This window comes from Lentzea kristufekii (assembly GCF_033949925.1).
GTDB classification, from domain to species: Bacteria; Actinomycetota; Actinomycetes; order Mycobacteriales; family Pseudonocardiaceae; genus Lentzea; species Lentzea kristufekii.
Genome location: NZ_JAXAVV010000012.1, coordinates 65,469 through 89,367, shown reverse-complemented (window position 1 = coordinate 89,367; position 23,899 = coordinate 65,469). Strand labels below are relative to the sequence as shown.

At 69.3% G+C, this 23,899-nt stretch carries 20 protein-coding genes and 1 tRNA gene; 7 read left to right on the top strand and 14 right to left on the bottom strand.

Annotated elements, in window-relative coordinates; all coding sequences use genetic code 11:
• The first annotated feature begins 196 nt into the window (after positions 1–196).
• A complete protein-coding gene (locus SK571_RS24345) occupies positions 197–1,306 on the top strand; it encodes an ATP-binding protein (RefSeq protein WP_319986402.1) in 1,110 nt (369 codons plus the stop codon).
• Between the two features lie 91 nt (positions 1,307–1,397).
• Here SK571_RS24345 and SK571_RS24340 read toward each other — a convergent pair.
• Positions 1,398–1,474: transfer RNA gene (locus tag SK571_RS24340), tRNA-Leu, on the bottom strand.
• A gap of 109 nt (positions 1,475–1,583) precedes the next feature.
• Between SK571_RS24340 and SK571_RS24335 the strand changes: the two genes are divergently transcribed.
• Positions 1,584–1,805: a DUF3618 domain-containing protein gene (locus SK571_RS24335; protein WP_030469566.1), complete on the top strand. Its 222-nt coding sequence runs from the start codon at positions 1,584–1,586 to the stop codon at positions 1,803–1,805.
• On the opposite strand, the gene SK571_RS24330 is transcribed toward SK571_RS24335, so the two are convergent.
• The gene (locus SK571_RS24330) at positions 1,802–2,416 is read right to left on the bottom strand and encodes a TetR/AcrR family transcriptional regulator (RefSeq protein ID WP_245816491.1); all 615 of its coding nucleotides are present in this window, start codon (positions 2,414–2,416) and stop codon (positions 1,802–1,804) included. The two genes, SK571_RS24335 and SK571_RS24330, sit on opposite strands and share 4 nt — an antisense overlap.
• Positions 2,417–2,877: 461 nt before the next feature.
• Here SK571_RS24330 and SK571_RS24325 point away from each other — a divergent pair, with 461 nt between their 5' ends.
• On the top strand, positions 2,878–4,074 hold the full coding sequence (locus SK571_RS24325) for a glycoside hydrolase family 27 protein (protein WP_319986401.1): 1,197 nt from the start codon (positions 2,878–2,880) through the stop codon (positions 4,072–4,074).
• A gap of 85 nt (positions 4,075–4,159) precedes the next feature.
• Positions 4,160–4,822, top strand: a complete 663-nt coding sequence (locus tag SK571_RS24320; protein ID WP_319986400.1) for a hypothetical protein — start codon at positions 4,160–4,162, stop codon at positions 4,820–4,822.
• Here SK571_RS24320 and SK571_RS24315 read toward each other — a convergent pair.
• Complete coding sequence (locus tag SK571_RS24315; RefSeq protein WP_319986399.1) at positions 4,794–5,549, bottom strand: class I SAM-dependent methyltransferase; 756 nt, start codon at positions 5,547–5,549, stop codon at positions 4,794–4,796. The genes SK571_RS24320 and SK571_RS24315 overlap by 29 nt on opposite strands.
• Positions 5,546–6,682 (bottom strand): carboxylesterase family protein, encoded by a 1,137-nt coding sequence (locus tag SK571_RS24310; RefSeq protein WP_319986398.1) that lies wholly within the window; start codon positions 6,680–6,682, stop codon positions 5,546–5,548. Before SK571_RS24310 ends, SK571_RS24315 begins: the two co-directional genes overlap by 4 nt.
• Before the next feature lie 109 nt (positions 6,683–6,791).
• Between SK571_RS24310 and SK571_RS24305 the strand changes: the two genes are divergently transcribed.
• The gene (locus SK571_RS24305) at positions 6,792–7,829 is read left to right on the top strand and encodes a zinc-dependent alcohol dehydrogenase family protein (protein ID WP_319986397.1); all 1,038 of its coding nucleotides are present in this window, start codon (positions 6,792–6,794) and stop codon (positions 7,827–7,829) included.
• Here the strand turns inward: SK571_RS24305 and SK571_RS24300 are convergent.
• Positions 7,810–9,282, bottom strand: a complete 1,473-nt coding sequence (locus tag SK571_RS24300; protein WP_319986396.1) for a flavin-containing monooxygenase — start codon at positions 9,280–9,282, stop codon at positions 7,810–7,812. The genes SK571_RS24305 and SK571_RS24300 overlap by 20 nt on opposite strands.
• Positions 9,283–9,397: 115 nt before the next feature.
• On the opposite strand from SK571_RS24300, the gene SK571_RS24295 reads away from it, so the two are divergent.
• Positions 9,398–9,991 (top strand): TetR/AcrR family transcriptional regulator, encoded by a 594-nt coding sequence (locus tag SK571_RS24295; protein WP_319986611.1) that lies wholly within the window; start codon positions 9,398–9,400, stop codon positions 9,989–9,991.
• Here SK571_RS24295 and SK571_RS24290 read toward each other — a convergent pair.
• From SK571_RS24290 to SK571_RS24275, 4 genes are all read right to left on the bottom strand, one after another.
• Positions 9,957–10,664: a type 1 glutamine amidotransferase gene (locus SK571_RS24290; protein ID WP_266039781.1), complete on the bottom strand. Its 708-nt coding sequence runs from the start codon at positions 10,662–10,664 to the stop codon at positions 9,957–9,959. The genes SK571_RS24295 and SK571_RS24290 overlap by 35 nt on opposite strands.
• Positions 10,657–11,904 (bottom strand): MurT ligase domain-containing protein, encoded by a 1,248-nt coding sequence (locus tag SK571_RS24285; protein WP_319986395.1) that lies wholly within the window; start codon positions 11,902–11,904, stop codon positions 10,657–10,659. The genes SK571_RS24290 and SK571_RS24285 overlap by 8 nt, the downstream gene beginning before the upstream one ends.
• A 76-nt stretch (positions 11,905–11,980) precedes the next feature.
• On the bottom strand, positions 11,981–12,445 hold the full coding sequence (locus SK571_RS24280) for a helix-turn-helix domain-containing protein (RefSeq protein ID WP_319986610.1): 465 nt from the start codon (positions 12,443–12,445) through the stop codon (positions 11,981–11,983).
• A 136-nt stretch (positions 12,446–12,581) separates the two neighbouring features.
• Entirely contained in the window at positions 12,582–14,540 is a 1,959-nt protein-coding gene (locus tag SK571_RS24275) for an LCP family protein (RefSeq protein ID WP_319986394.1), read from the bottom strand.
• Positions 14,541–14,692: 152 nt separating this feature from the next.
• On the opposite strand from SK571_RS24275, the gene SK571_RS24270 reads away from it, so the two are divergent.
• Positions 14,693–17,623 (top strand): glycine--tRNA ligase, encoded by a 2,931-nt coding sequence (locus tag SK571_RS24270; RefSeq protein WP_319986609.1) that lies wholly within the window; start codon positions 14,693–14,695, stop codon positions 17,621–17,623.
• A gap of 60 nt (positions 17,624–17,683) precedes the next feature.
• On the opposite strand, the gene SK571_RS24265 is transcribed toward SK571_RS24270, so the two are convergent.
• The 5 genes from SK571_RS24265 to SK571_RS24245 all read right to left on the bottom strand — a co-directional run bounded on the left by SK571_RS24265 (position 17,684) and on the right by SK571_RS24245 (position 23,714).
• On the bottom strand, positions 17,684–18,472 hold the full coding sequence (locus SK571_RS24265; RefSeq protein WP_319986393.1) for a chitosanase: 789 nt from the start codon (positions 18,470–18,472) through the stop codon (positions 17,684–17,686).
• Positions 18,473–18,617: 145 nt separating this feature from the next.
• The gene (locus SK571_RS24260) at positions 18,618–19,406 is read right to left on the bottom strand and encodes a chitosanase (protein WP_319986392.1); all 789 of its coding nucleotides are present in this window, start codon (positions 19,404–19,406) and stop codon (positions 18,618–18,620) included.
• A gap of 209 nt (positions 19,407–19,615) precedes the next feature.
• Positions 19,616–21,064 (bottom strand): alpha/beta hydrolase, encoded by a 1,449-nt coding sequence (locus tag SK571_RS24255; protein ID WP_319986391.1) that lies wholly within the window; start codon positions 21,062–21,064, stop codon positions 19,616–19,618.
• Positions 21,065–21,128: 64 nt separating this feature from the next.
• Complete coding sequence (locus SK571_RS24250; RefSeq protein ID WP_319986390.1) at positions 21,129–21,845, bottom strand: MerR family transcriptional regulator; 717 nt, start codon at positions 21,843–21,845, stop codon at positions 21,129–21,131.
• A gap of 168 nt (positions 21,846–22,013) precedes the next feature.
• Positions 22,014–23,714 (bottom strand): S8 family serine peptidase, encoded by a 1,701-nt coding sequence (locus SK571_RS24245; protein WP_319986608.1) that lies wholly within the window; start codon positions 23,712–23,714, stop codon positions 22,014–22,016.
• Between the last annotated feature and the right edge of the window lie 185 nt (positions 23,715–23,899).

The following is a 23,899-nucleotide window of genomic DNA, read 5'->3' as shown; positions in this document are numbered from 1 at the left end:
CGCCATCGCCACCGTCCGGAACGCACAGGGTGAGAGTCCTCACGCCGAGCACGGACCGTGCCAGGTCATCCACAGAGGATCCGGCGGGCGGTGGGCGACAAAGCGGAACGCCGGCGTCTCGCGCGGTGTGCCATTGGTCCACATCGTTCCGGAAAGGCCTTTCTGGCGTGTAATCGTTTGACTACGATCGGGTTCGATGGCTGACCAGGTGGGGACGTGTGCGTTCTGCGGCACCTCGACCGCCACTTCCCGGCGCAGACACGCCCGGTACTGCTCGAACGCGTGCCGTCAGCGGGCATACCGGCAGCGCGTGCACGAACCCGTTACGGCACTGGACAGTTTCGTCGGTCGCGACGCCGAACTGGTCCGGCTCGGCGGGTTCGCCGGCACGCGCGTGCTCACGCTCGTCGGACCGGCGGGCGTCGGGAAGAGCAGGCTGGTCAAGGAGTTCGCTGGAAGCCGGGCGACGTGGGTCGAGCTCGCCCCGGCGAACGACGTGGCGCGCGCCTGTGCGGCGGCGCTCGGTGAGCCGGTCGGCGAGCCCGTGCTGAGCACGCTGGTGCGCGCGCTGGCGGGCCGCGAGACGCTGCTGGTGCTGGACAACTGCGAACGCGTCGCGGCGGAGTGCGCCGCGCTGCTGGAACCGTTGCTGCTCGGCTGCCCCGGCCTCACTGTCATCGCGACCAGCCGCGAACCGTTGCGGGTGCCGGGCGAGGTCCTCTTCGCGGTGCAGCCGTTGTCGATCACGGACGCGGTGGAGCTGTTCGCCGACCGCGCCCGCGCGAACCAGGTGGGCCTGCGGCTCGGCGACGGGGACGCGCTGGCGGCTCTGTGCGCGCGCCTGGACCGCCTCCCGCTGGCGATCGAGCTCGCGGCCAGGCTGGTGACCCTGTTGCCCGTCAGGGAGGTCCTGGCGCGGCTCGACGACCGGCTGGAGCTGCTCAACCGGGGCAACCGCACCGCCGCGGAACGCCACCAGAGCCTGCGCGCCGCGATCGGGTGGAGCTACGACCGCCTGAGCGCCGACGAGCAGCACGTGTTCCGGTGCATCTCGCAGCGGCCAGGCGGCTTCGGGCTCGACGTCGCGGTCCAGGCCTGCGACCTGCCCTCGGACCGAGTGCTGGTGCTGCTGTCCGCGCTCGTGGCCAAGTCGCTGCTCACGTTCAGCGGGGCCGGCCGGTTCGAGCAGTTCGAGTCGGTCCGGCTCTACGGCAGGGAACGGCTCGCGGAGCAGTTCGCCGGGGAGGCGTCCGGGCCTAATCCGAAGGTGGTCCGCCGCGGGGCAGCCCCTGCGGCGAACCACTGAAAAGTGCTGACCCGGGGTGCGGGGCGCCCCCGCAGGACACGCGATCTGACCTGGGCGAACGTGCTCCGTGAGCACACTTGACCCAGGAAGATGGTGAGGTCGGGGGGACTCGAACCCCCACTGGCTGGGACCTAAACCCAGTGCCTCTGCCAATTGGGCTACGACCCCTCGGGTGGAAGCCTATAGGCATTCCATGTACACGCTCTCCCGGGTCGCGCGAAGCCGCACTCCTGGCCGTCCACTACGGTTGCGGGCAGAACCGCTGCTAGGAGGACATGTGGCTCGCGATCCCGACACCATCCAGCGCGAGATCGAGCAGGCTCGTACCGCGCTGGCCGCCACCCTGGACGAGCTCAGCGAGCGCGCCAACCCGCAGAAGCTCGTCGAGCAGGGCAAGTCGTCCGTGCTCGACGTGCTGAGCCAGCCCAAGGTCAAGTACACCCTGATCGCGGTCGGCGCCGTGGTCGGCTTCGCGCTGGTACGCAAGCTCTTCCGCTAGGAAACCCGCACCAACGGCAGGAGCACCTGCTCGACGACCTTCTCCACGAACGGCTCGTCGAGCGGGTCCCCGGTCAGCATCAGCCGGTAGATCAGGGCGGCGCCCGCGATCTCGACCGCCATGCCGCGCGGTGCGTCGGCCTTGAGCTCGCCCCGTTCGGCGGCCCGGTCCAGGATGCCGCGCAGCACGTCGCGCTGCGAGATCAGGAACGTCTCCCGGAACGCCGCAGCCAGCTCGGGCTCGTGCGGCAGTTCGCCCACGAGTGCCTGAGCGGCCTTGCCGATCGGTCCGGAGAGGAACGCGGCGAACGACGAGAGGAACTCGCGCAGGTCTCCGGCCAGCGAGCCGGTGTCCGGTGCCGCGAGGTTCTGCGTGGCGAGCTGGGTGCACGTGTCGATCACGAGATCGAGCTTCGACTCCCACCGCCGGTAGATCGTCGCCTTGCCCGCTCGCGCGCGGGCCGCCACCGCGTCCATCGTGAGGGCCCGGTACCCGACCTCGGCCATCACCTCGAGCGCTGCCTGACGTAACGCGTCGTCCCTGCTGGCATCGCGAGGACGGCCCCGCTGGGGGACCCTGCCCTCGTTGAACGCCGCTGTCGACACAGCCATGCCACCTCCTCGTACAAGGCCACGGCTGATGCGTGTCCTCCCCGCCCCTTTGGCGGCACATCCTAGGCGTCCTGCCCGGCTCGCAGGGCGAGCAGCACCCGGTTGTTGCATCGTGTTGAGGTTGGTCGGTCCAGCGCGATGTGGCCCAGAACTCCTACCTTTCGAAGGTCTGGACCAGGCTACCTCGCCGCGCGGCTGACCTCGAGCAGTTGGCATGCGCGTGGGAGGAGCTGGCAATGTTCTTCGGCAAAACACGTCTTCTCGGGAAGTTCACGGCTGCGATGTCGCCGGGTCGGCCAAGTGCGGCGATCTGCAAAGAGGCCAGGACATCGGGTGTCTTGGCCTGTGACGGCACGCCGGAACGTGTCCGGGAGGAGTTCCCGGTCCGAGATCCGCGGACTTCCTGTCGGAAACCTGAAGATCGCGACCGGTCCGGACGGACCCCGGGAGGTGTCAAGCGGGTGGTCTCGCTGGCCGTGCTGTCCACAATGGCCGGTGCGGTCCTGGTCGCCCCCGCAGCCAGGGCGCTGCCGGACGGCCTCGCCCTGACCCCGCCGATGGGCTTCAACAACTGGAACACCACCGCCTGCGGCACCGAGTTCAACGAGGCGATGGTCAAGGGCATCGCCGACATCTTCGCGTCGAAGGGCCTGAAGGACGCGGGCTACGAGTACGTCAACATCGACGACTGCTGGGCCGAGAAGACCCGTGACGCCGCCGGCAAGCTCGTCCCGAACCGCACCCGGTTCCCCAACGGCATCAAGGCCGTCGCGGACTACGTGCACTCCAAGGGCCTCAAGTTCGGCATCTACACCTCGGCCGGCACCGCGACCTGCGAGAAGGACAACGGCTTCCCCGGCGGCCTCGGGCACGAGGAGTCCGACGCGGAGCAGTTCGCGTCCTGGGGTGTCGACTACCTGAAGTACGACAACTGCAACAACCAGGGCGTCGACGCGAAACAGCGTTACCGCAAGATGCGCGACGCGCTGAAGAAGACCGGCCGTCCGATCGTGTTCTCGTTGTGCGAGTGGGGCCAGAGCAAGCCGTGGGAGTGGGCCTCCGACACCGGGCACCTCTGGCGCACCACCGGCGACATCGTGGAAACCTGGCCGCGCACGATGGAGATCTACGAGGAGAACGTGGTGCTGGACTCCTACGCGGGGCCCGGCCACTGGAACGACCCGGACATGCTCGAAGTCGGCAACGGCAAGATGAGCGCCGTGCAGTACCGCAGCCACTTCTCGCTGTGGGCGATCATGGCCGCGCCGCTGCTCATCGGCTCGGACCTGCGCAAGGCCTCCGCCGACACGTTCACGATCCTGGAGAACAAGGACGTCATCGCGGTCGACCAGGACCGGCTGGGCGTGCAGGGCAAGCGGATCCGCACCACCGGCAGGTCCGGCGTCGACGTGATCGTGAAGCCGCTGGCGAACGGCGACAAGGCCGTGGCACTGTTCAACAAGTCCGAGTCCACGCAGACCATCTCGACCTCGCTGGCGGAGATCGGCACGTCCGGTCCGGCGGTCCTGAAGGACCTCTGGACGAAGTCGGCGCACACCACGTCCGATGCGATCTCGGCCTCGGTCCCGTCGCACGCCACGGTGATCTACCGCGTCTCGAAGGACGGCCCGGTCCCGCCCGCCGGCACCACCGGGTGACGCCTCGCGCCACCTGTGCGTAGTCCGATGAGGATGGCCTGTGACCTGGTGTAACGACGGTCACAGGCCGTCTGATATCCCGTGCATGAAGGCAACGCGTCTACTCCCTGCCCTCGCGGTGGCCGCCGCGCTGGCGCTGGCGCCGGGTCTGGCGCTCGCCGACCCCGGCAACGGCAAGGGCAGCGGGATCACGAACAACCCGAACGTCCCGCCTGGACAGTCCGCGCAGGACACCTCCGTGCCGCAACCGCCGTCGAACGCGGACTTCAGCGGCAACGGCGCGAACGTCTCCGGTCCGTACGACTCGACCCGTGACGGCTCGCCGTCGCAGAACGGGAACGGCACGGGCGAGGCGAACGGCAAGCCGTGCGCCGGCTGCGTCGGCAAGGCCGACAACAAGAACCCCCGTGGCCAGCAGCCGGGTGGCTCGGACGCCAACTCCGGCTACGAGTGCGACTCGAACCACGGCGTGGGCCGCGGCAACCCGGCCCACACGGGCTGCACACCCGCGGAAACGCCTCCGGTGACCACCACCCCGGTGACCACCCCGCCGACCACCACCGCGGTCCCGCCGGCGGTCCAGCAGGGCGGAGCCCCGCCGGCACCTCAGGCGGCTCCGGCTCGCGAGGTCGCGGAGGAACTGGCGTTCACCGGCTTCGACCTGCTGCCGCTGGGCCTGGCCGGGCTCGTGCTCGTGGGTGGCGGTGGCGCGGCGGTGGTCATGGCCGGCCGGGCCCGGAAACCCTGACCGCGAGAGCGAGCTGGGTCAGGTACCGCTTCACGATCCGGCCGTCGTAGCGCGTGTCGATCAGCTGACGGACGTCCGCGAGCAACGGGTCGCGGTCCGGCAGCGCGATGTGGTTCGAGTACGTGAGAAGCAGGTCTGCGTACGCCTCGGTGTCGTAGCCCTGCTCCCACTCGTACCGGTGGAACTCGGGCTCGCCGAAGTACGCGCTGTCGTCGAACTCGCAGGGGATCGCCGACGCGGGAGAGAGCCGCAGGCCCGGTGGCGTGCTGGAATCCCAGCGCTCGTAGCACTCCTGCACGTCCACGAAGAACTGCTCGGTACCGCCCGCGACGTGGTGCGTCGAGATCACGGCCAGCGAACCGCCCGGCCGCAGAGCCGCGGCACAGCGGGCCATCCGGGTGGCGGGGTCGAGCCAGTGGAACGCCGTGGCCGACACCACCAGGTCGAACGGGTCCGGCAGCGGCCAGACGTCGAAGTCCGCCACGACCACCTGGGCGGCGGGAGCGTGGGCACGGGCGACGGCCGCCAGATCGGGGCTCAGCTCGACCGCCGTCACCTCGCCCAGCGCCGTCAGCGGCAGCGTCGCCTGGCCGGTGCCGGGGCCGATCTCCAGGATGCGCGGGCCGGACAGGCGTTCGAACAGCTGCTGGGGATAGGTGGGACGTGCCCGGTGGTACCGGGCCGCGTCTTCGCCGAAGGTGGTGCGCAAACGCTCGCGGTCGGTCACCCGCCGAATTCAAGCGACCGGGACGGCAGCGCGTCCAGCCCGTTTCGCGCGAACGCCGTCCAGACGCCCCGCATCGTCTTGGCCAGCACGGGATCCGGTTCCTGCCCGGCGAGCATGCCCGCACCGAGCCAGCCCTCCGGGTCGAACAGGAACGGCAGTTCCATGCAGTGGCACGAGCCCAGCGGGGCTCCGGCCGGCGCCCACCCGAACAGGTAGGTGGCGACCCGGCCGCCCGCCGCCGTCCAGTCCTGCACCAGCTGACGCGCACCGCCGGCGAAGATCAGCTCGGTCACGGCCTCCCAGTGCGCCGGGTCCGGCACGTACGGGCTGCCGTCGTCGGCCGTGTGCCCGACGAGCAGTTCGACGCGCGACGCGGCCGCGGTGAGATCGGCGCCGACCTCCGGTGCGAACGGCATACCGCCCGACGGGACGAACCGGGGACCGACGGCGGCGACGGCCGCGACCTGGGCCGCCAGCACGTCGTCCACCGAGGTGGAGGCGTCGACGGAGATCGCCGCGCGCAAGGCCGCCGTCATCTCCTCGCGTTCGGGGCTGCGGGTGCCCATCGGCGCGCTCTGCATGATCGCGCGGTGGAACAGGCCCTCCGTGTCGGTGAGCATCAGCGCGTACACCGAGTCGCCGCCCGCGGACTGCCCGAAGACCGTGACGTTCGCGGGATCACCGCCGAACGCCGCGACGTTGTCCCGCACCCACCGCAGCGCCACGAACTGGTCGAGCAGGCCGAGGTTGTCACGCAGGTAACCGAAGACGCCGAGGCGGTAGCTGACGTTGACGACCACGACGCCTTCCGAGGCCAGCAGCCCGGCCTCGTACTTCGTGGACTCGCCGCTGCCCGTCACGTACGCGCCGCCGTGGAACCAGACCATCACCGGCAGACCGGACGCGCCGGCCGGAGCGGTCACCGAGAGCACCTGGCAGTGCTCGTCGAACGACAGGCCCTCGACCGAGCTGCCGACCACCGACGCCAGCGCCGACGGGGGCTGCGGGCAGGCGGGGCCGCGCCGTGAGTCGTCGATCACCCCGTCCCAGGCGACCGGGGACGGCGCGGCGAAGCGGTCGGCTGTCGCGTAACGGATTCCGCGCGCCCGTACGAGGCCTTCGGCAGTGATCACCGCCCGATACTAAGCACGAGTAAGCAATTCCACAGCGTCTCGATTCGGCGGAAACGCGGGGACAGGAGCACGATGTAACGGTTGGGCAACGAGGCAGAGGAGGCGCCCGGTGCGGGCTACGACGATCTACGGCACCCGAGACATCCGAGTCGAGGAGGTGCCGGACGCGGCCGTCCAGGAGGCCACCGACGTCGTCGTCCGGGTCGAGCTCGCGTGCATCTGCGGCAGCGACCTGTGGGCGTACCGGGGCGTGGCCAAGCGCGCCGACGGGCAGCGGATCGGGCACGAGTTCCTCGGCATCGTCGAGGAGGTCGGCAGCGAGGTCCGCAGCGTCCAGGTCGGCGACCGCGTCATCGCGCCGTTCGTGTGGAGCGACGGCACGTGCGCGTACTGCCAGGCCGGGCTGCAGACGTCCTGCCGCAGCGGCGGTTTCTGGGGCAGCAAGGGCAGCGACGGCGGGCAGGGCGAGGCCGTGCGCGTGCCGCAGGCCGACGGCACGCTGGTCCGGGTGCCCGCGGACGCGCCGGCGGCGTTGCTGCCCGCGTTCCTCAGCCTGAGCGACGTCATGGGCACCGGTCACCACGCCGCCATCGGCGCGGGTGTCGGTCCCGGCAGCACGGTCGCGGTCGTCGGTGACGGCGCGGTCGGGCTGTGCGGTGTGCTCGCGGCCAAGCGGCTCGGCGCCGAGCGGATCATCGCGATGGGCCGCCACGAGGACCGAGCCAAGATCGCGAGGCTCTTCGGTGCCACGGACCAGGTCGCCGAACGCGGTGAGGCCGCGGTCGAGCGGATCAAGGAGATGACCGGCGGGCTCGGCGCGTCCGCGGTGCTGGAGTGCGTCGGCACCGAGCAGTCGTGGGAGACCGCGATGGGCATCGTGCGCGACGGCGGCCGGATCGGCTACGTCGGTGTGCCGCACGAGATGCCGGGGCTTCCGCTGGGCAAGCTGTTCGGCCGCAACATCGCCATCGGCGGCGGCGTCGCGCCCGTGCGGGCGTACCTGCCGGAGCTGCTGGCCGACGTGCTCGCCGGGCGAATCGACCCCGGTCCCGTCTTCGACCGGACGGTCACGCTCGACGACGTCGCGCTGGGCTACCAGGCGATGGACGAGCGGACCGCCCTCAAGGTCATCGTGCAGCCGTCGTGAGCACGTAGTCCTCGGCGCGCACGCGCTTGGTCCGCATCCAGTACCGCCAGGTGAATCCCGGCCACACGGTGCGGTTCACGCCCTGCGCGTCGAGGTACCAGCTCTTGCAGCCGCCCTGGGTCCACACACCCTTGGTGAGCTTCTGCTGGAGTTCCTCATTGAACTCCTGCTGGGCCTCCACTCGCACGTCCAGCTCCTCTGCGCGGTGTTTTTCGAGGAGCTGGAGGCACTGCGAGATGTACCGGATCTGCGACTCGATCATGAACACGACCGAGTTGTGCCCGAGTCCGGTGTTGGGGCCCAGCAGGAAGAACAGGTTGGGGAAGCCCGAGACCGTGATGCCGTAGTAGGTCTCGATGCCCTCCTGGCGCCACTGCTTCGCGAGGTCGACGCCGCCCTTGCCCTGGATGTCCAGGTAGTCGAACGAGTCGACGACGTGGAACCCGGTGCCGTAGATGATGACGTCGACCTCGTGCTCGACGCCCGAACTGTCCACGATGGACTTCTCGCGGACCTCGGAGACCTTGTCCGTCACCAGGTCGACGTTCGGGTTGCCCAGCGCGGGGTAGAAGTCGTTGGAGATCAGCACGCGCTTGCAGCCCATGGTGTAGTCGGGCTTCAGCTTCTTGCGCAACGCCGGGTCCGGCACCTGCTTCTTCATGTGCCGCAACGCGATGCCCTGCGCGAACTGCATGATCTTCGGGTTGACCGCGAAGCCCAGCGCCGACGACTCGCGCGTCCAGTACACGAAGTTGCGGTAGGCCCGTTGCGTGAAGGGCAGGGCGCGGAACAGCTTCTGCTCCCAGCCGTTGATCTCGCGGTCTGCCTTGGGCATGATCCACGGCGGCGTGCGCTGGAAGATCTTCATCGACGCGACCTGGCCGGCGATCTTCGGCACGAACTGGATCGCGGACGCGCCCGTGCCGATGACGGCGACGCGCTTGCCCGTCAGGTCGTAGTCGTGGTCCCACTGCGCCGAGTGGAACGCCTTGCCGCTGAAGTTCTCGATGCCCGGCAGCTCCGGGACGTTCGGGATGTGCAACGCTCCGACGCCCGCGACCAGTGCCTGTGCCGTGTAAGTGTCGCCTTGCTCGGTCGTGACGTTCCAGCGCTTGGCCTCGTCGTCCCACTGCGCGCCGGAGACCTTGGTGTTGAAGCGGATGTGCGGCCGCAGCCGGTACTTCTCGGCGACGCGCTGCAGGTAGTCGAAGATCTCGCCCTGCCGCGCGAACATCCGCGACCACTTCGGGTTCATCTCGAACGAGAACGAGTACATGTGCGACGGCACGTCACACGCGCAGCCCGGGTAGGAGTTGTCCCGCCAGGTGCCGCCGAGGTCGGCCGCCTTCTCCAGCACCACGAAGTCGTGCTCACCGCGACGCTTCAGCTCGATGGCCATGCCGAGGCCGGAGAAGCCGGTGCCGATGACGAGCACTTTCGTCTCTCGGTGCATGGGGAAGTCCCTCCGCTTGCGGTAGCTACTTCGCAGTAGGTTACCCCGAGTAAGTTACGAGCGGTAGACTCCATTTGTGACAGCTCCACGGCGCCGCATGCCCAAGGCCCAGCGCATGGCCCAGATGCTCGCCGTCGCTGAGGAGATCTTCGCCGAGCAGGGCTATCTCGCCACCTCGATGGACGAGATCGCCGAACGCGTGGGCGTCTCGAAGCCGATGCTCTACGAGTACTTCGGCTCGAAGGAAGGCCTGCTCATCGGCTGCATCCACCGTGCGCGCACAGAGCTGCGGGAGAAGACGGCGGCGGCGATCGCGGGTGCCGGGAGCCCGGAGGAGTTCCTGCGGCTCGGCCTGCTCGCGTTCTTCGAGTTCATCGACGAGCACCGCAGGTCGTGGGCGTTGCTGCGGCAGGAGGCGGCCGTGGCCGTGCCGTCGGCGCAGGAAGAGGTGGAAGGCATCCGTCAGCAGCAGACGGACATGATCGGGGCAGTGCTGGCGTCGTTCACGCCGGAGATCGACCCGCTGGAGGCGGAGGCGTTCGCCGAGATCGTCGTCGGCGCGACGGAACGCCTCGCGGTGTGGATGGAGCGCAGGCCCGCGGTGGGGCCCGCGCTCGCAACCGACTACGTGATGGCCGTGATCTGGCCGGGTGTCGCGGACCGGCTGGTGCCGGTCAGCTCGCTGCCTTCACCCGCTCAGCCCGCATAGCGCTGACGGCGGGCAGGTCCAGCGGTGCGGGCTTCACACCCGTCGCCCACTCGATCAGCAGGTCCGCGATCTGCGGGTTGCGCGGCAGCACGGGGCCGTGCAGGTAGGTGCAGAGGATCCGGCCCTGGACGGCGCCCTCGACGCTGCCGTCGTTGCCGGTGCCGACCTTGACGTGTGCCAGGGGACGGGCGGCCGGGCCGAGCACGGTGCGGCCCTGGTGGTTCTCGAACCCGGTCAGCACACCCTCGAAGAGGCCACCGGCGGGCTCGGCGATGACCTCGCCGATCGCGCGGCTGCCGCCGGCGTGCGAGGTCGAGTCGATCAGGCCCATGCCGGGGTGCGTGACGTTGTCGGCACGGGTGAAGCTCTCGCCGAAGATCTGGATGCCGGCGCAGACGCCCAGCACCACGGCGTTCTTCGTGACGGCGCGCTGCAGGCCGGGGTGCTCGCGCAGGTGCTTGACCGCCAGCGTCTGCGCGGTGTCCTCACCTCCGCCGACGACGTAGATGTCGCACGAGTCCGGCACCGGCTGGCCGTAGTTGATCGGCACGATCTCGGCTTTGATACCGCGCCACGTCATGCGCTTCTCGAGGACCACGGCGTTGCCGAAGTCGCCGTACGTGCCGAGGAGATCCGGCAGCACGAGCGCGATCTGGATTGTCGACTCACTCATCAGCGGCAGCCCTGGCATTCAAGTCGCGGAACGCGGTGTAGTTGGCGATGACCTCGACCGCCCCCTGCGGCATCTGGTCGATGGCCTTCAGCGGGTCGGGCACGATCGTGTGCTGGACCTCGGCGTAGGTCAGGCGGACGGCGAGATCGGTCGCCCGTTCGCCGGACGCGATGACCGTGCGGCCCTGGAGGCGCTCGAACGGGACGTCCCACAGCCAGCTCAGGTCGCGGCCGTCGGCCTCCTGGGCGTTGATCACCAGGACGGCCGGGTGGTTGGCCTCCTTGACGACCGTGAGGGTCTCGCTCCAGCCCGCCGGGTTCTTGCTGAGCAACAGGCGCGCGCTGCGGCCGTTGCGCTGGATCGTGCGGTAGCGGCCGCTGACGTTGGAGACGCCGCGCAGACGACGCACCGCCTCCTCGGCGGTGACGCCCATCGCGTGGGCGGCGGCGGACGCCATGACGGCGTTGGCCTGGTTGAACTTGCCCGGCAGCGTGAGGCGCAGCTCGAGCTTCTGGTGCTCCGGCGTGATCATCGCTTCGTCGGCGGTGATCCAGTTCGGGTGCGGCCGTGCGAGGTCGCAGCCCGTGCAGTGCCAGTGCTCGCCCTGCCAGCGGATCGGGTTGCCGCAGCGCGGGCAGCTCGCCGAGTCGTGGTGCCAGCCGGTGCCGGTGGCGACCCAGACGACCTTCGGCGCGTTCCAGGCCGCGCTCGTCACCATCACGTCGTCGCAGTTCGCGATGATCGTGCAGTTCTGCAGCTTGTTGACGGCGTCGCGCAGCGACCGCTCGATGGTGCGGACCTCGCCGACCCGGTCGAGCTGGTCGCGCGAGAGGTTCAGGATCACCGCGACGGACGGGTTGCTGGCGCCCGCGACGGCCGGGAAGTAGGCCTCGTCGCACTCCAGCACGGCGTACGGCGCGTCCGGCTGCTTCGAGAGTGCCGTGACGTGGCCGTCGGGCATGTTCGCGCCGCTGTGGTTCGTGGCGACCTCGCCGAGCGCGCCCACGGCCCGCGCCAGCATCATCGTGCTGGTGGTCTTGCCGTTGGTGCCCGTCACGACGGCGACCCTGCGGCCCTGGGTGAGGCGGTTGAGCGCCTGCGGGTCGAGCTTCAGCGCAACCCGGCCGCCGATCATGCCGCCGGCGCCGAGACCCATCTTCTGGGACAGCGTGGAGCTCAGGTTGCCCAGCTTCACGGCGGCTGCGGTGCGCAGGGGGAGGCGGGCGGGGGAATCGTTCACCCCGGCGATGCTACCGGCGAAGCTGTTCGGCCCTTTCGGACGGTCGTTGCGTTGGTGTGAACGAGGTTCGGTACAACTAGCGACTCAGCGCACGCAGGATGCGGATGAGTTCCACCGTCGGCAACTGACACAGCTGCGCCATGTTCTCGAGCGCGGGCAGGTCGAGGTGCACGTCGGGTGAGGCACCTGGCGGCAGCGCGTGCAGCCGTCCGGCCGCCCACCGTTTGAGCGGCAGCACCCGCGGGTTGTCGGTCGCGGCGATCGCGGTGAGGCTCAGCGTCAGATGTCCGGCGGGGGTGTCGCCGAAGAAGCGCTCGTGCACGCGGGCGAGGACTTCGTGCGCCGGGACGTCGAGGGCGTGACAAATCTCCACGAGACGCACGACGGAGCACTGCCGGGTGCCGAGCTCGTAGGTCGCCAGCGTCTGCAGCGAGATCTCGGTCTGCAGCCGCTTGTTCAGCTCCTTGCGGGTCCATCCGCGCTGCTTGCGAAGGCTGCGGATCTCATCACCGAGCACGCGCTGGTACGCCACTGTGTCGATTTGGCCGTTCGCAGTTTGCACCCTGGTCCTCCACCCCGTGAGCGGGTCTCACGGTGATGGAAGGCGCCAGTGCTTCGCCGCTTACGCAACTTGCTAGGAGAACCCCCGAATGGGGGATACATCTCTACTCTGAGTATCAGTTCACGCAGCGCACGCCGTCTGCGGAGATGGGCGGAGGGGCCGCGGGGTCAGCCGGTTGCTGACGCGCACCGTCCAGGGCGAGTACTCCGGAACCGGCGAAACCCTGCGCGCCGGGACCCGAGTAGTCCGATCCGAGGAAGACGCGGACGGCGCCGGCCGGCACGTTCACGTCCTGTTCGACCTTCAGCCCGCCGAGGGCCTCCTGGACCGCGTTCGCGCCCGCCTCGCCACCCTTGCCGTAGCGGACGACCGACTTCGCCATGGCCTCGGCGTTGCCCGCCTGGCCGCCCGTGAAGCCCTTCGCGACGAGCGACTGGAGCACCTCGCCCGCGAGGCCGGGCTGACCGGAGGCGTTGCGGACGTCGACGGTCACCGAGGCCTTGTCGAACTTCGGGTCCGCCGGGCTCGACGACGCCGGGGCCTTGCCGAGGTTCTTGACGAACGTCCGCACCTCGGACTCGATCACCTCGACCGCGGAGCCGTCCTCCGGCGTCTGCAGGTCGGGGTTGCCCGTCGGGATCGTCTGGAACGTCATGTTGCCGCCCGTCATGTCCTTCATCTGCAGGGCGAACTTGGTGATGTCCCAGCCTTCGTCGAGCACGATCGCGCCGCTGACGGCCTTGATCATCTCGCTGCGCTTGGTGCTGTCGGTGAGCACGCCGGCCGACAGCATCTTCTTGGCGAGGCCCGCCATGAAGACCTGCTGGCGCACGACGCGGTCGAGGTCGCCCATCGGCAGGCCGTGGCGCTGGCGGACGAACGCGAGCGCGTTCTTGCCCTCGATGGTCTGCGGGCCCGCGGGGAAGTTCGCGCCGGAGAAGCTGTCGCGCACCTTGTTGTTGAGGCAGACGTCGATGCCGCCGATGGCCTTGGTGATGTCGTAGAAGCCGACCAGGTTGACCTCGGCGTAGTGGTCGATCGTCACGCCGGTCAGGGTCTGGATGGTCTCGATGAGGTTCTTCGCGCCCGCCTTGCGCGACTCCATCTCGACCTCGGGCGCGGGCTTGCCGCTGCCCTGCAGCTTCTCGGCGGCCTGGTTCTTGGCGAAGCCGTAGGCGGAGTTGATCTTGTGTCGCCCGAACCCGCCCGCGATCTTCACGTAGGAGTCGCGCGGGAACGACACGGCGTAGGCCTTGCCGCTGTCGTTCGGGATGTGCAGCAGGATCAGCGTGTCGGTGTTGAAGCCGCCGTCGTCGCTGCCGCCCGCCTGCAGTTCGTTGAGGATGTTCTGCGGCAGCGGGTTGCCCTTGGAGTCGGTGCGGCTGTCCATGCCGACCAGCAGGATGTCGATCGCGCCGTCGGCGGGCTTCTCGCCCGCGTCGGCCAGGTTCAGGTCCTGCTTGGTCAGGCCGTCCGTCAGCGACGTCAGGTTCTGCCACGCGATGCCGGTGACCAGCAGGATCGTCGCGGACACCATGCTGATGAAGATCTTGGCGCCGGTGGACGCGCCGCGCTCGGCCTTGCTCGGCCGGCGAGCCGGTGCGGGCCTGGGCCTCGGCCGGGGCCGGGGCGCGGGTGCGGCGGCCTCCGCTTTGGCGGGCGTGGTGCGGACCGTGGGTCGGTCGGCGATCGGACGCGGGCGCGGCGCGGACGACGAGGCGCGGTCCGGTTCGCGGCCGCGCGCGGGCTCCCGGCGCGGGGGTTCGCTGCGGCTTGCCGTCTCGCGGCGCGGGATCTCCCGGCTGGGGGTCTCGCGGCGGGGCGGTTCACCGCGGCCGGCCGGCTCACGACGGGGAGGCTCGGCACGGCCCGGCGGCTCGCGACGAGGCGGCTCGGCACGCTTCGGAGGCTCCCGGCGTGGGGGTTCGGCTCCTCCGGGCTGCCTGCGCGGCGGCTCGGCGGAGCGGGGCGGCACCTGCGGACGGCGGGGCTGGCCCGTCTGGGGACGCGGGGTGGCGGAAGGTCGCCTGGGATTCCCGTTCGGGTCTCCCGGCCGCGGCGGCCGGTTGTCCACACCCACTCCTCTCAGCACATTCGGGTACACCAAGTAGACGTGCGGGGGCGCCACTCGGTTGTGCACAGGGTGACACAGTGGCGGAGACCACCCGATCAAGGCCCCTTGACCAGGGGTTTTGTCTGTTTCGTAGACTCGTCGCCGTGTTGACGATGCAGGACGCGCTGCTCGCGCTGACCAAGTACTGGACCGACCGAGGCTGCATCGTGGTGCAGCCGTTCAACACCGAGGTCGGGGCGGGAACGCTGAACCCGGCCACCGTGCTGCGGGTGCTGGGTCCCGAGCCGTGGCGCGTCGCCTACGTGGAGCCGTCCGTGCGGCCCGACGACGCCCGCTACGGCGAGAACCCGAACCGGCTGCAGACGCACACCCAGTTCCAGGTGATCCTCAAGCCCGATCCGGGCGACCCGCAGGAGCTCTACCTCGGCTCGCTGGAGGCGCTGGGCATCGACGTGCGCGGGCACGACGTCCGGTTCGTCGAGGACAACTGGGCCTCGCCCGCCCTGGGCGCCTGGGGCCTCGGCTGGGAGGTCTGGCTCGACGGCCTGGAGATCACCCAGTTCACGTACTTCCAGCAGGCCGGCGGCATGACGCTGGACCCGGTGTCGGTGGAGATCACCTACGGCATCGAGCGGATCATGATGGCGCTGCAGGGCGTCGACCACTTCAAGAAGATCGCCTACGCGCCCGGCATCTCCTACGGCGAGGCGTTCGGCCAGGCCGAGTACGAGATGTCGCGGTACTACCTCGACGACGCGGACGTGGAGGCGAACAAGCGCCTCTTCGAGGAGTTCGCGGCCGAGGCCCGGCGCATGCTCGACGCCCGCCTGCCCGTGCCGGCGCACAGCTTCGTGCTGAAGTGCTCCCACATCTTCAACGTGCTGGACGCGCGGGGCTCGATCTCCACGACCGAGCGCGCCCGTGCGTTCGGCCGGATGCGCGGGCTGGCGCGCGAGGTCGCCGCCCTGTGGGCCGAGCGCCGGTCCGAGCTCGGGCATCCGCTCGGTGTGGCCGAGCTCCCGGCCGCCGCCGAGAAGCCCTCGTCCTTCGCGGACGTCGTCGCGCCGGCCACGCTGCTGTTCGAGATCGGCACCGAGGAACTGCCGCCGCACGAGGTGCTCCGGACCGTTGACGCGGTGCGCGCCGCGGTGACGACGAAGCTCGCAGCGACCAGGTTGTCCTGCGGCGAGGTGACCGTGCACGGCACGCCGCGCCGGATCGTCGTGCTGGTGCCCGCGGTGTCGCCGCGCGAGCCGGACGCCGAACGCACCGTGCGCGGTCCTCGTGTCTCCGCGGCCTTCGACGGCGAGGGCAACCCGACGAAGGCCGTGCAGGGCTTCGCGCGCGGCCAGGGCGTCGAGGTGTCGGCGTTGGGGCGCGTGGTCGAGAACGGCGTCGAGTTCGTGGCGCTGACCAAGTCCGATGCCGGCCGCGGCGCCGTCGAGGTGCTGAGCGGGCTGCTGGCCGAGGTCGTGTCGGACCTGCGTGCCGAGAAGAACATGAAGTGGAACGACCCGAAGCTGTCGTTCACCAGGCCGATCCGCTGGCTGCTCGCGTTGCTGGGGGAGACCCCGGTGCCGGTCGCGGTGTCGTCGCTCGCCTCGGGTACCTCGACGCGCGTGCACCGGACGGCCGACACCCCGGTCGTCGAGGTGTCCACGGCGGACGGTTACCTGGAGTTCCTGGAGTCGCACGGCATCCAGGCCGACTCGTCGGTGCGCTCCGCCTCGATCGTCGCCGCAGCGCAGGAGCTGGCGGCGTCGGTCGGCGGTGTCGTCGAGGTCGACGGCCTGCTGGACGAGGTGACGAACCTCGTCGAGTGGCCGACGCCGATCCTCGGCTCGTTCGAGGAGCGGTACCTGGAACTGCCCGGGCAGATCCTCACCACCGTGATGCGCAAGCACCAGCGCTACCTGCCGGTGCGGTCGGCCGACGGCACGCTGCTGCCGCACTTCGTGGCCGTGGCGAACGGTGCCGTGGACGCGGACCTGGTGCGGGCGGGCAACGAGGCCGTGCTGCGCGCGCGGTACGAGGACGCGGCGTTCTTCTGGCGGGCGGACCTCAAGACGCCGCTGGACGAGATGAAGTCCGGCCTCGCGAAGCTGACGTTCGCGGACAAGCTCGGCTCGATGGCCGACCGCGCCTCGCGGATCGCCGCGCTGGCCGGCCGGTTCGCTGCGGTGGTCGACGTCGACCGCGAGACGCTGGACCGCGCGGGCGCGCTGGCCAAGTTCGACCTCGGCTCGCAGATGGTGATCGAGCTGTCGTCGCTGGCCGGCGTGATGGCGCGGGAGTACGCGGCGCGGGCGGGGGAGACGCCCGAGGTCGCCCTGGCGCTGTGGGAGATGGAACTCCCGCGCTCGGCAGGTGACGCGCTGCCGTCGTCGGTGCCGGGTGCGCTGCTGTCGCTGGCGGACCGCTTCGACCTGCTGGCGGGCCTGTTCGGCATCGGCGCGCAGCCGACCGGTTCGTCCGACCCGTTCGGCCTGCGCCGAGCGGCCCTCGGCGCGGTGACCGTCCTGCGGGCGTTCCCAGACCTGCGGGCGATCACACTGCCGGTGGCGCTTTCCCTTGCCGCTGAAGGACTCGACGTTTCCGCGGAGGCTCTGGAGACCGCGCGCGAGTTCGCGGTGCGCCGGTACGAACAGGCGCTGCTCGACGCGGGCCACGAGCACCGTTTCGTGCAGGCGGTGCTGCCGCTGGCCGACTCGCCGGTGCTGGCCGACGAGACGCTGGCCCAGCTGGAGTCGTTGGCGGGCAACGAGTCGTTCGACGCGCTGGCCGCGGCTTTGCAGCGGGTGCGGCGGATCGTGCCCGCCGCCGTCGAGGGCTCGTACGACGCTTCGGTGCTGTCGGAACCCGCCGAGGTGGCGCTGCACAAGGCGTTCGACGGGGTGCCGCGGGACGTCGTGGGGCTGGCGGCGTTCTTCGCTGCCGCGGAGGGGCTGACCGGGCCGATCAACACGTTCTTCGACGAGGTGCTCGTGATGGCCGAGGACGAGAAGGTGAAGGCCGCACGGCTCGGGCTGCTGGCATCGATCCGGGACTTCGCGGCGCCGGTGCTGGACTGGACCCAGCTGTAGGACGATGAGGAGGAAGGGGCGCCCCCCGTTGAGGGGACGCCCCTTCCTTCGTTCGAGTGGTTACTTGATCTCGAAGCTTTGGCCGTAGACCTTCCACTTCAGCGGTGTGTTCAGGTCGAGGTTGCCGGCCCTGAGCCACACGCGCTGTGCGGTGTCGACGCGGGTGGTGTCCTCGTGCGCGGGCTCCTGCTTCATGGTCCACACGCGGGCGTCCATGAAGGCGTTGAGCCACGTGGTCTCGTTGCCACCCTGCGACGGGGGCTTCGCCTTGGCCAGCGCGCGTTTGCGGATGCCGGAGAAGTCCAGGCTGCCCCAGCCGTCGCCGTGCATGACGATCGCGTCGTAGTAGGCGAACTGGCCCAGGGCGCGCACGCCGTCGGCTTTCGCTTGGCGCAGTGCCGGGTTGAAGTACACGCGGTCGCGTTCGGACTCCTGTGCCGCCTTGAAGACGGAGTCCTTGGCCGCGGTCTTCCAGTCCCTGGTGTAGTTGGGATCCAGACCGGCGTGCGAGTCCGTGCCGTTCACCCTGCGCAGTGCGGGGAGGTACTTCTCCAGCACGTTGCCGGGTTTGCGCTGCTTGTACAGCTCGACGAGGTCGAGCATGTCTCCCGTGCCGCTGCAGAAGCCGATGATGCCTGCGGTGTAGCCGCGGCCGTCGTTGATGTCCTCGATGTAGCCGAACTGGGCGCGCCAGTTCGTGGACGAGTTCTCCGCGCTGGACACGATCTGCATCGCGATGTCCTTCATGCGCGGGTCGTTCAGGTCAGCGGCCTGAGCGGTGCCCGTTGTCGCGGTGGCGAGCGCGACGCAGGTCAGAACTGCGGCCGCGATGCGGCCTGAGATCTTCACGCGTTCCTCCCGGGGTGTCCCGGGCGGCGGTGCAGCAACGGTAAGGGGTCCGGACCTTCATCGGCAAGAATGTTTACAAATTTACGAAGGTGGAGGACGCCCCTGGTCAGGGCGTCCTCCACTTCTCATGTGTGAAACGGCGGCTCTAGCTGATCGTGAAGCTGTCGCCGTAGACCTTCCACTTCAGCGGCGACTTCAGGTCGAAGTTGCCTGCCTTGAGCCACACACGTTGCGCGGTCTCGATGCGCGACACGTCCTCGTGCGCCGCTTCCTGCTTCATGGCCCACACGCGGGCGTCCATGAAGGCGTTGAGCCACGTGGTCTCGTTGCCACCCTGCGACGGCGGCTTCGCCTTGCCGAGCGCACGCTTGCGGATGTTGCTGAAGCTGGTCTTGTCGCCGCCGTCACCGTGCACGACGATCGCGTCGTAGTAAGCGAACTGGCCCAGGGCGCGCACGCCGTCTGCCTTGCCCTGCTTCACCGCCGGGTTGAAGTACACGCGGTCGCGTTCGGACTCCTGCGCTGCCTTGAAGACGGAGTCCTTGGCCGCGGTCTTCCAGTCCCTGGTGTAGTTGGGGTCGAGGCCCGAGTGCGAGTCGGTGCCGTTCACCCTGCGCAGTGCGGGGAGGTACTTCTCCAGCACGTTGCCGGGCTTCTTGGCCTTGTAGAGCTCGACCAGGTCGAGCATGTCACCCGTACCGCTGCAGAAACCGATGATGCCTGCGGTGTAGCCGCGGCCGTCGTCGATGTCCTCGATGTAGCCGAACTGGGCGCGCCAGTTCGTGGACGAGTTCTCCGCGCTGGAAACGATCTGCATCGCGATGTCCTTGAGGCGCGGTTCGTCGAGGTTGGCCGCCGATGCGGTGCCGACGGTGGTGGTGAAGAGAGCGGCGCACGTCAGCAGTGCGGCCGCGATGCGACCAGTGGTTTTCACGAAGTTCCCTCCGGGGCAGGGATGGTGGGTCCCGGGCGGCGTGGAGGCAACGGTAAGGGGTCCATACCTTTATTGGCAAGAGTCTTTACTAATTCGCGAAACGGGCATACCTCGCCAGTCGAGGCATTCCGGCGGAAACGCCTGGCGCGCAGACGTTTCGTTGAGGAACCGGCAAGGGCCCGGCTCGCGAGCCGGGCCCCCACCTGTCATCAGCCGTTCTCAGCGGCGCACTTCTGGTCGTTCGGACGCTGACCGCCGAGCAGGTACTCGGTGACCTTGTCGTTGGCGCACTTGTTCTTGCCGAAGAGGTAGGCGCCGTGCCCGCCCTGGTCGATCGCGATCATCGCGGCCCTGTCGCCGAACGCGCGGCGCGTCGACTGGGCGCCGGCCAGCGGCGTCGCGGGATCGCGCTCGTTCTGCACCAGCAGCACGTTGCGCGGCCCTCGGTCGGACGGCAGAACCTGCTTCTCCACCGGCTTCGGGAAGAAGGCGCACGGCTGGATGTTCGCCGCGGCCGCGCCGAACATCGGGTTGCGGACGCGGTCGATCGCCACGTTGCGCTCGTACGTGGAGACCGACGACGGCCAGGTGGAGTCACCGCAGATCACGTTCAGGCGGCCTGCCAGCAGGGCCTGGACGCGCGGGACCTCCGGGTACTCCTGCGGCGGCTGCGGCTGGCCGGTGTCGAACGCCTTCCAGGAGGCGGCGAGCTTGGAGAAGGCCTCGTCACCGGTGGAGTAGAGGGCCGTGAAGTTGCCGAAGCGGAACAGCCTGCCGTCGACGCCCTCCACCGAGGGCTTCTCGTCGAGCCGCGCGGCCAGGTCGAAGAACTTGGCTCGCACCTGTTGCGGCGTCGTGCCCAGGTTGTACTCGGGGTGCGCCGCCGCCCACTTCGCGAAGTCCGGGAACGTGTCCTCGACGCCGCGGCCCATCAGCCTGCCGCCCTCGACGTCCCAGCCTGTCTTCGGCAGGTTGCTGTCGATCACGACGCGCTCGGCGGTCTTCGGGAACAGCGTGGCGTACACCGAACCCAGGTACGAGCCGTACGAGTACCCGAGGAACGACGCCTTCTTCTCGCCCAGCGCCGCGCGGACCGAGTCCAGGTCACGCGCGATGTTCGCGGTCGTGTTGTACGGCAGTTCGCCGGCCGAGGACGACTTGAGGCACTGCTCGGCGATCTTCTTGACCTCGTCGGCGCGCTGGCGCACCTCGGCGGAGTTGTTGGCGTACGGAGGCACGCTGCCGTCGGCCATCTGCTCCTCGGTGAGGTCGCATGTGGACGGTGAGCTGTAGCCGATACCACGCGGGTCCATGCCGATGATGTCGTACGCGTCCTGCACGTCCTGCGGCAGTCCGACCGCCTTCAGCACGGCCGGGAACGTCAGGCCCTCGCTCGGCCCGCCGGGGTTGGTCAGCAGGATCCCCTTGCGCTGCGCGGGGTTCTTGCTGGCCAGCCGGGTGATCATCACCTCGGTCCTGCGGCCCTCCGGCTTGCGGTAGTCGAGCGGCAGCCGGAGCTTTCCGCACTCCAGACCGGGCAGCGCCACGTCGGTGGGACAGGCGACCCACTGCACCTCGGGCTTCGGCGTGGCGGCGGACGCCACCCCCGGTACCGCCACCAGTGCCGCGGCAGCGGTCACGACCGCTGCCAGTGACATCGTTTTTCGCATTAGCAAATACCTCCCCGACGACGCGCTCCCGGCGCGTCGAACCAATGGAACGTCAGTCGTTCATGCGGACGAGAACGTCCAGCTGCGCCTTGTTGTAGAGCTCGACCAAGACCTTCACGACAGTCCGCCGCGCGTGCTCCACACCTCGCGGGGCGTCGCTCCACAGACCAGCCGGATCCGGGAACACGGCGCGGATCTGAGCCATGTACGGCATCTCGCGCATGGCGTCCGCCACCCGCTGCCGGGTTTCCTCGTCCGCGTCCTCCGGCAGGTTGTCGAACGCCACCACCGCCGGATCCCGCGAGTAGCCCTTCAGCGTCTCGGCGTACCTGGCCAGCGTCTCCGGCGAGAGCAGCTGGGCCAGCACGACGGTGAACGAGCGGTCCTGCGGTGACAGGTTCGCGTTCTCGATCATCGCCGCGACGTCCGGCGGCAGGTCGGTCGGCACCTCCTGGCGCCGGACCAGTGCCAGCTCGGCCCTGATCCGTTGCAGGCGTTCGATCTGCGCGGCCAGTTCGGTGTCGAGCTCCCGCAACGCCTCGCGCGGATGCTCGTCCCCGTCACCCAGTTCCGCGATCTGCGTGAGCGACAACCCGAGATCGGTGAGGCGCTTGATCCTCAGCACCCGCACGAGATGGGGCACGCCGTAGCTCTTGTAGCCGTTGGCGCGGCGTTCCGGCTCTGCGAGCAGGCCCACGTCGTGGTAGTGCCGGATCGTGCGCAACGTCGTGCCGGCGAGATCGGCCAATTGACTGGTGCTCCACGCCACGACGTCCTCCTCCCCGGTTGCTGACAGGACCCAGTTGAAACCATGCCGCTACGGCACGGTCAAGGCGGACCGGAACGTTCAGACGAAGGTTGGGGAGAGAGTCCACTTTCGTCGCACGCAAGAGGCCCCCGGCAAGACACCGGGGGCCTTTTGTTGCGTTACAACGACTTACAGGAACTGACCACCACGGGTGACAGCGCCGTAGGCGTCCACGATGCCGTGACCGTAGAAGCCGTTGAACTTCGCGTCACCCTCACAGGTGGCGTCGAACTCGGGCGAGCGCCCCACGTTGACGTACGACACGGTGCGCGGGTTCGGGCAGGCGCGCTGCGTCGCGGTCTTGTAGAGCACCTTCTCGACCTTGTCGGGGTCGAGGGTCAGGCCGGGGTTCTTCTTGTCCTTCTTGCCGTACTGGCTGACGATCAGCGCGGCGACACCAGCGGCGTGCGGGGCGGCCATCGAGGTGCCCTGCAGGTACTGGTAGTAGCCGACCTTGTCGCCCTGCACGGCCTTCTTCACGCCCGCGGCCAGACCGGCCTCGGTGATGTTGCCGGCCTCGTCGATCGCGCCTTCGGCGAGAGCGACGTTGCGCGGGTAGGTCGACAGGATCAGGTTCTCGTTGGTGCGGTACCACGGCGTGCCGAGGCCGTCGCGGAAGTAACCACCGGGAGCCGAGACCGCCGTCTGCTCAACGCCGTAGTTCGAGTAGTCGGCCTTGTTCGTCGACGGGCCGAGAGCCGACACCGAGATGACGTGGTTGCCCTCGGTCGGGAGGTTGAGGCACGTCGCGTTGTCGACCGGACGCGGGCGGTTGTGGCCCGGCGGGTAGTTCGGGCTCACGGTGTCCTGGCGCGGCTTGCCCAGGTCCTCGTGGTTGTTGCCACCGGCGCCGATCAGCGTCACGCCCTTGCGGTGCGCGTAGTTCAGCGCGCGCTGCACGGTCGCGATGATCGTGCGCTGCTCCAGCTGCTCCTCGGCCGAGGCCGTGGGGTCGTTGGCGCAGTTCATGTACCACGGGTCGACGTAGAACGACATGTTGATGACGTCCAGGCCGATGTCGGCGCCGTAGGTGATGGCGTCGACGACGGGCTGCAGGAAGAACGAGCCCGCGTCCTGGCCGCCGCGGATGTTGACGAGCGACACGCCCGGTGCGACACCGGAGATGCCGAAACCGTTGGCAGCGGCACCGATGGTGCCGGCGACGTGCGTGCCGTGGCCGCCGTCGTCCCAGTTCGCCGGGTCGACACAACCGCGGAACTCACACGGGCCGTCGAAGACGCCACCGTCGGAGTCGTTGGGGATGTCGATCGTGAAGTTGCGCGAGAGCTCGTTGTTGAAGTTCGGCGCGATGTCCGGGTGGGAACCGTCCACACCGGTGTCGAGGACACCGACGTACACGCGCTTGTCGCCGGCCTGCTTGGCCCGCGCGATGTTCGAGCGAACGAGGTTCAGGCCCCACAGGTCCCCGTCGAGCGGGTCCATGCCGGCCGTCGTTCCCTGCTGGGCGGGAGCCTTGTTCGGCTTCTCGCCCTTGTTCTCCTTCTCGACGTTGTCCCGCTTGGTCTTCTCGGCCTTCGCCGCGGGCGCGTGCCCGATCGGCTTGGTCCGAGCGGCACCGACGATCGCGCTCGAAGCGGAAACCTTCTCCGCGAAGCCGTTCGCGGGCGCCTTGACCGTCAGCAGGCCGACGGCGTCGTTGCTCCGCACGACCTCGCCGCCCGCCGCTTCCACGGCGTCGATCGCGAAGTCGCGGTTTCCGGGTTCTTCCAGAAGGACGGTGTACTCCGTGGTCGGCCCTGTGGTGGCCGGAGCGGCCCCCGCCGCCGAAGTGCCCGCGGCGATCAGCGACACCGTTGCCGCCACCGCCATCACGGTTCTGCGCGTTCTCACCTAGCTGTCTCCTCACACCCGGTCAGGGCTGGATCCAACAACATGGTGCGGCCCCCGATTGCCGCCCAAGTTGGACACACTGACACGAAAATGCGCTGCGCATCAGCGCCTTTCGTACGGAATCGAACTGTAGCCGATCGGAAGCGGAGCGTGATGTTATGAGA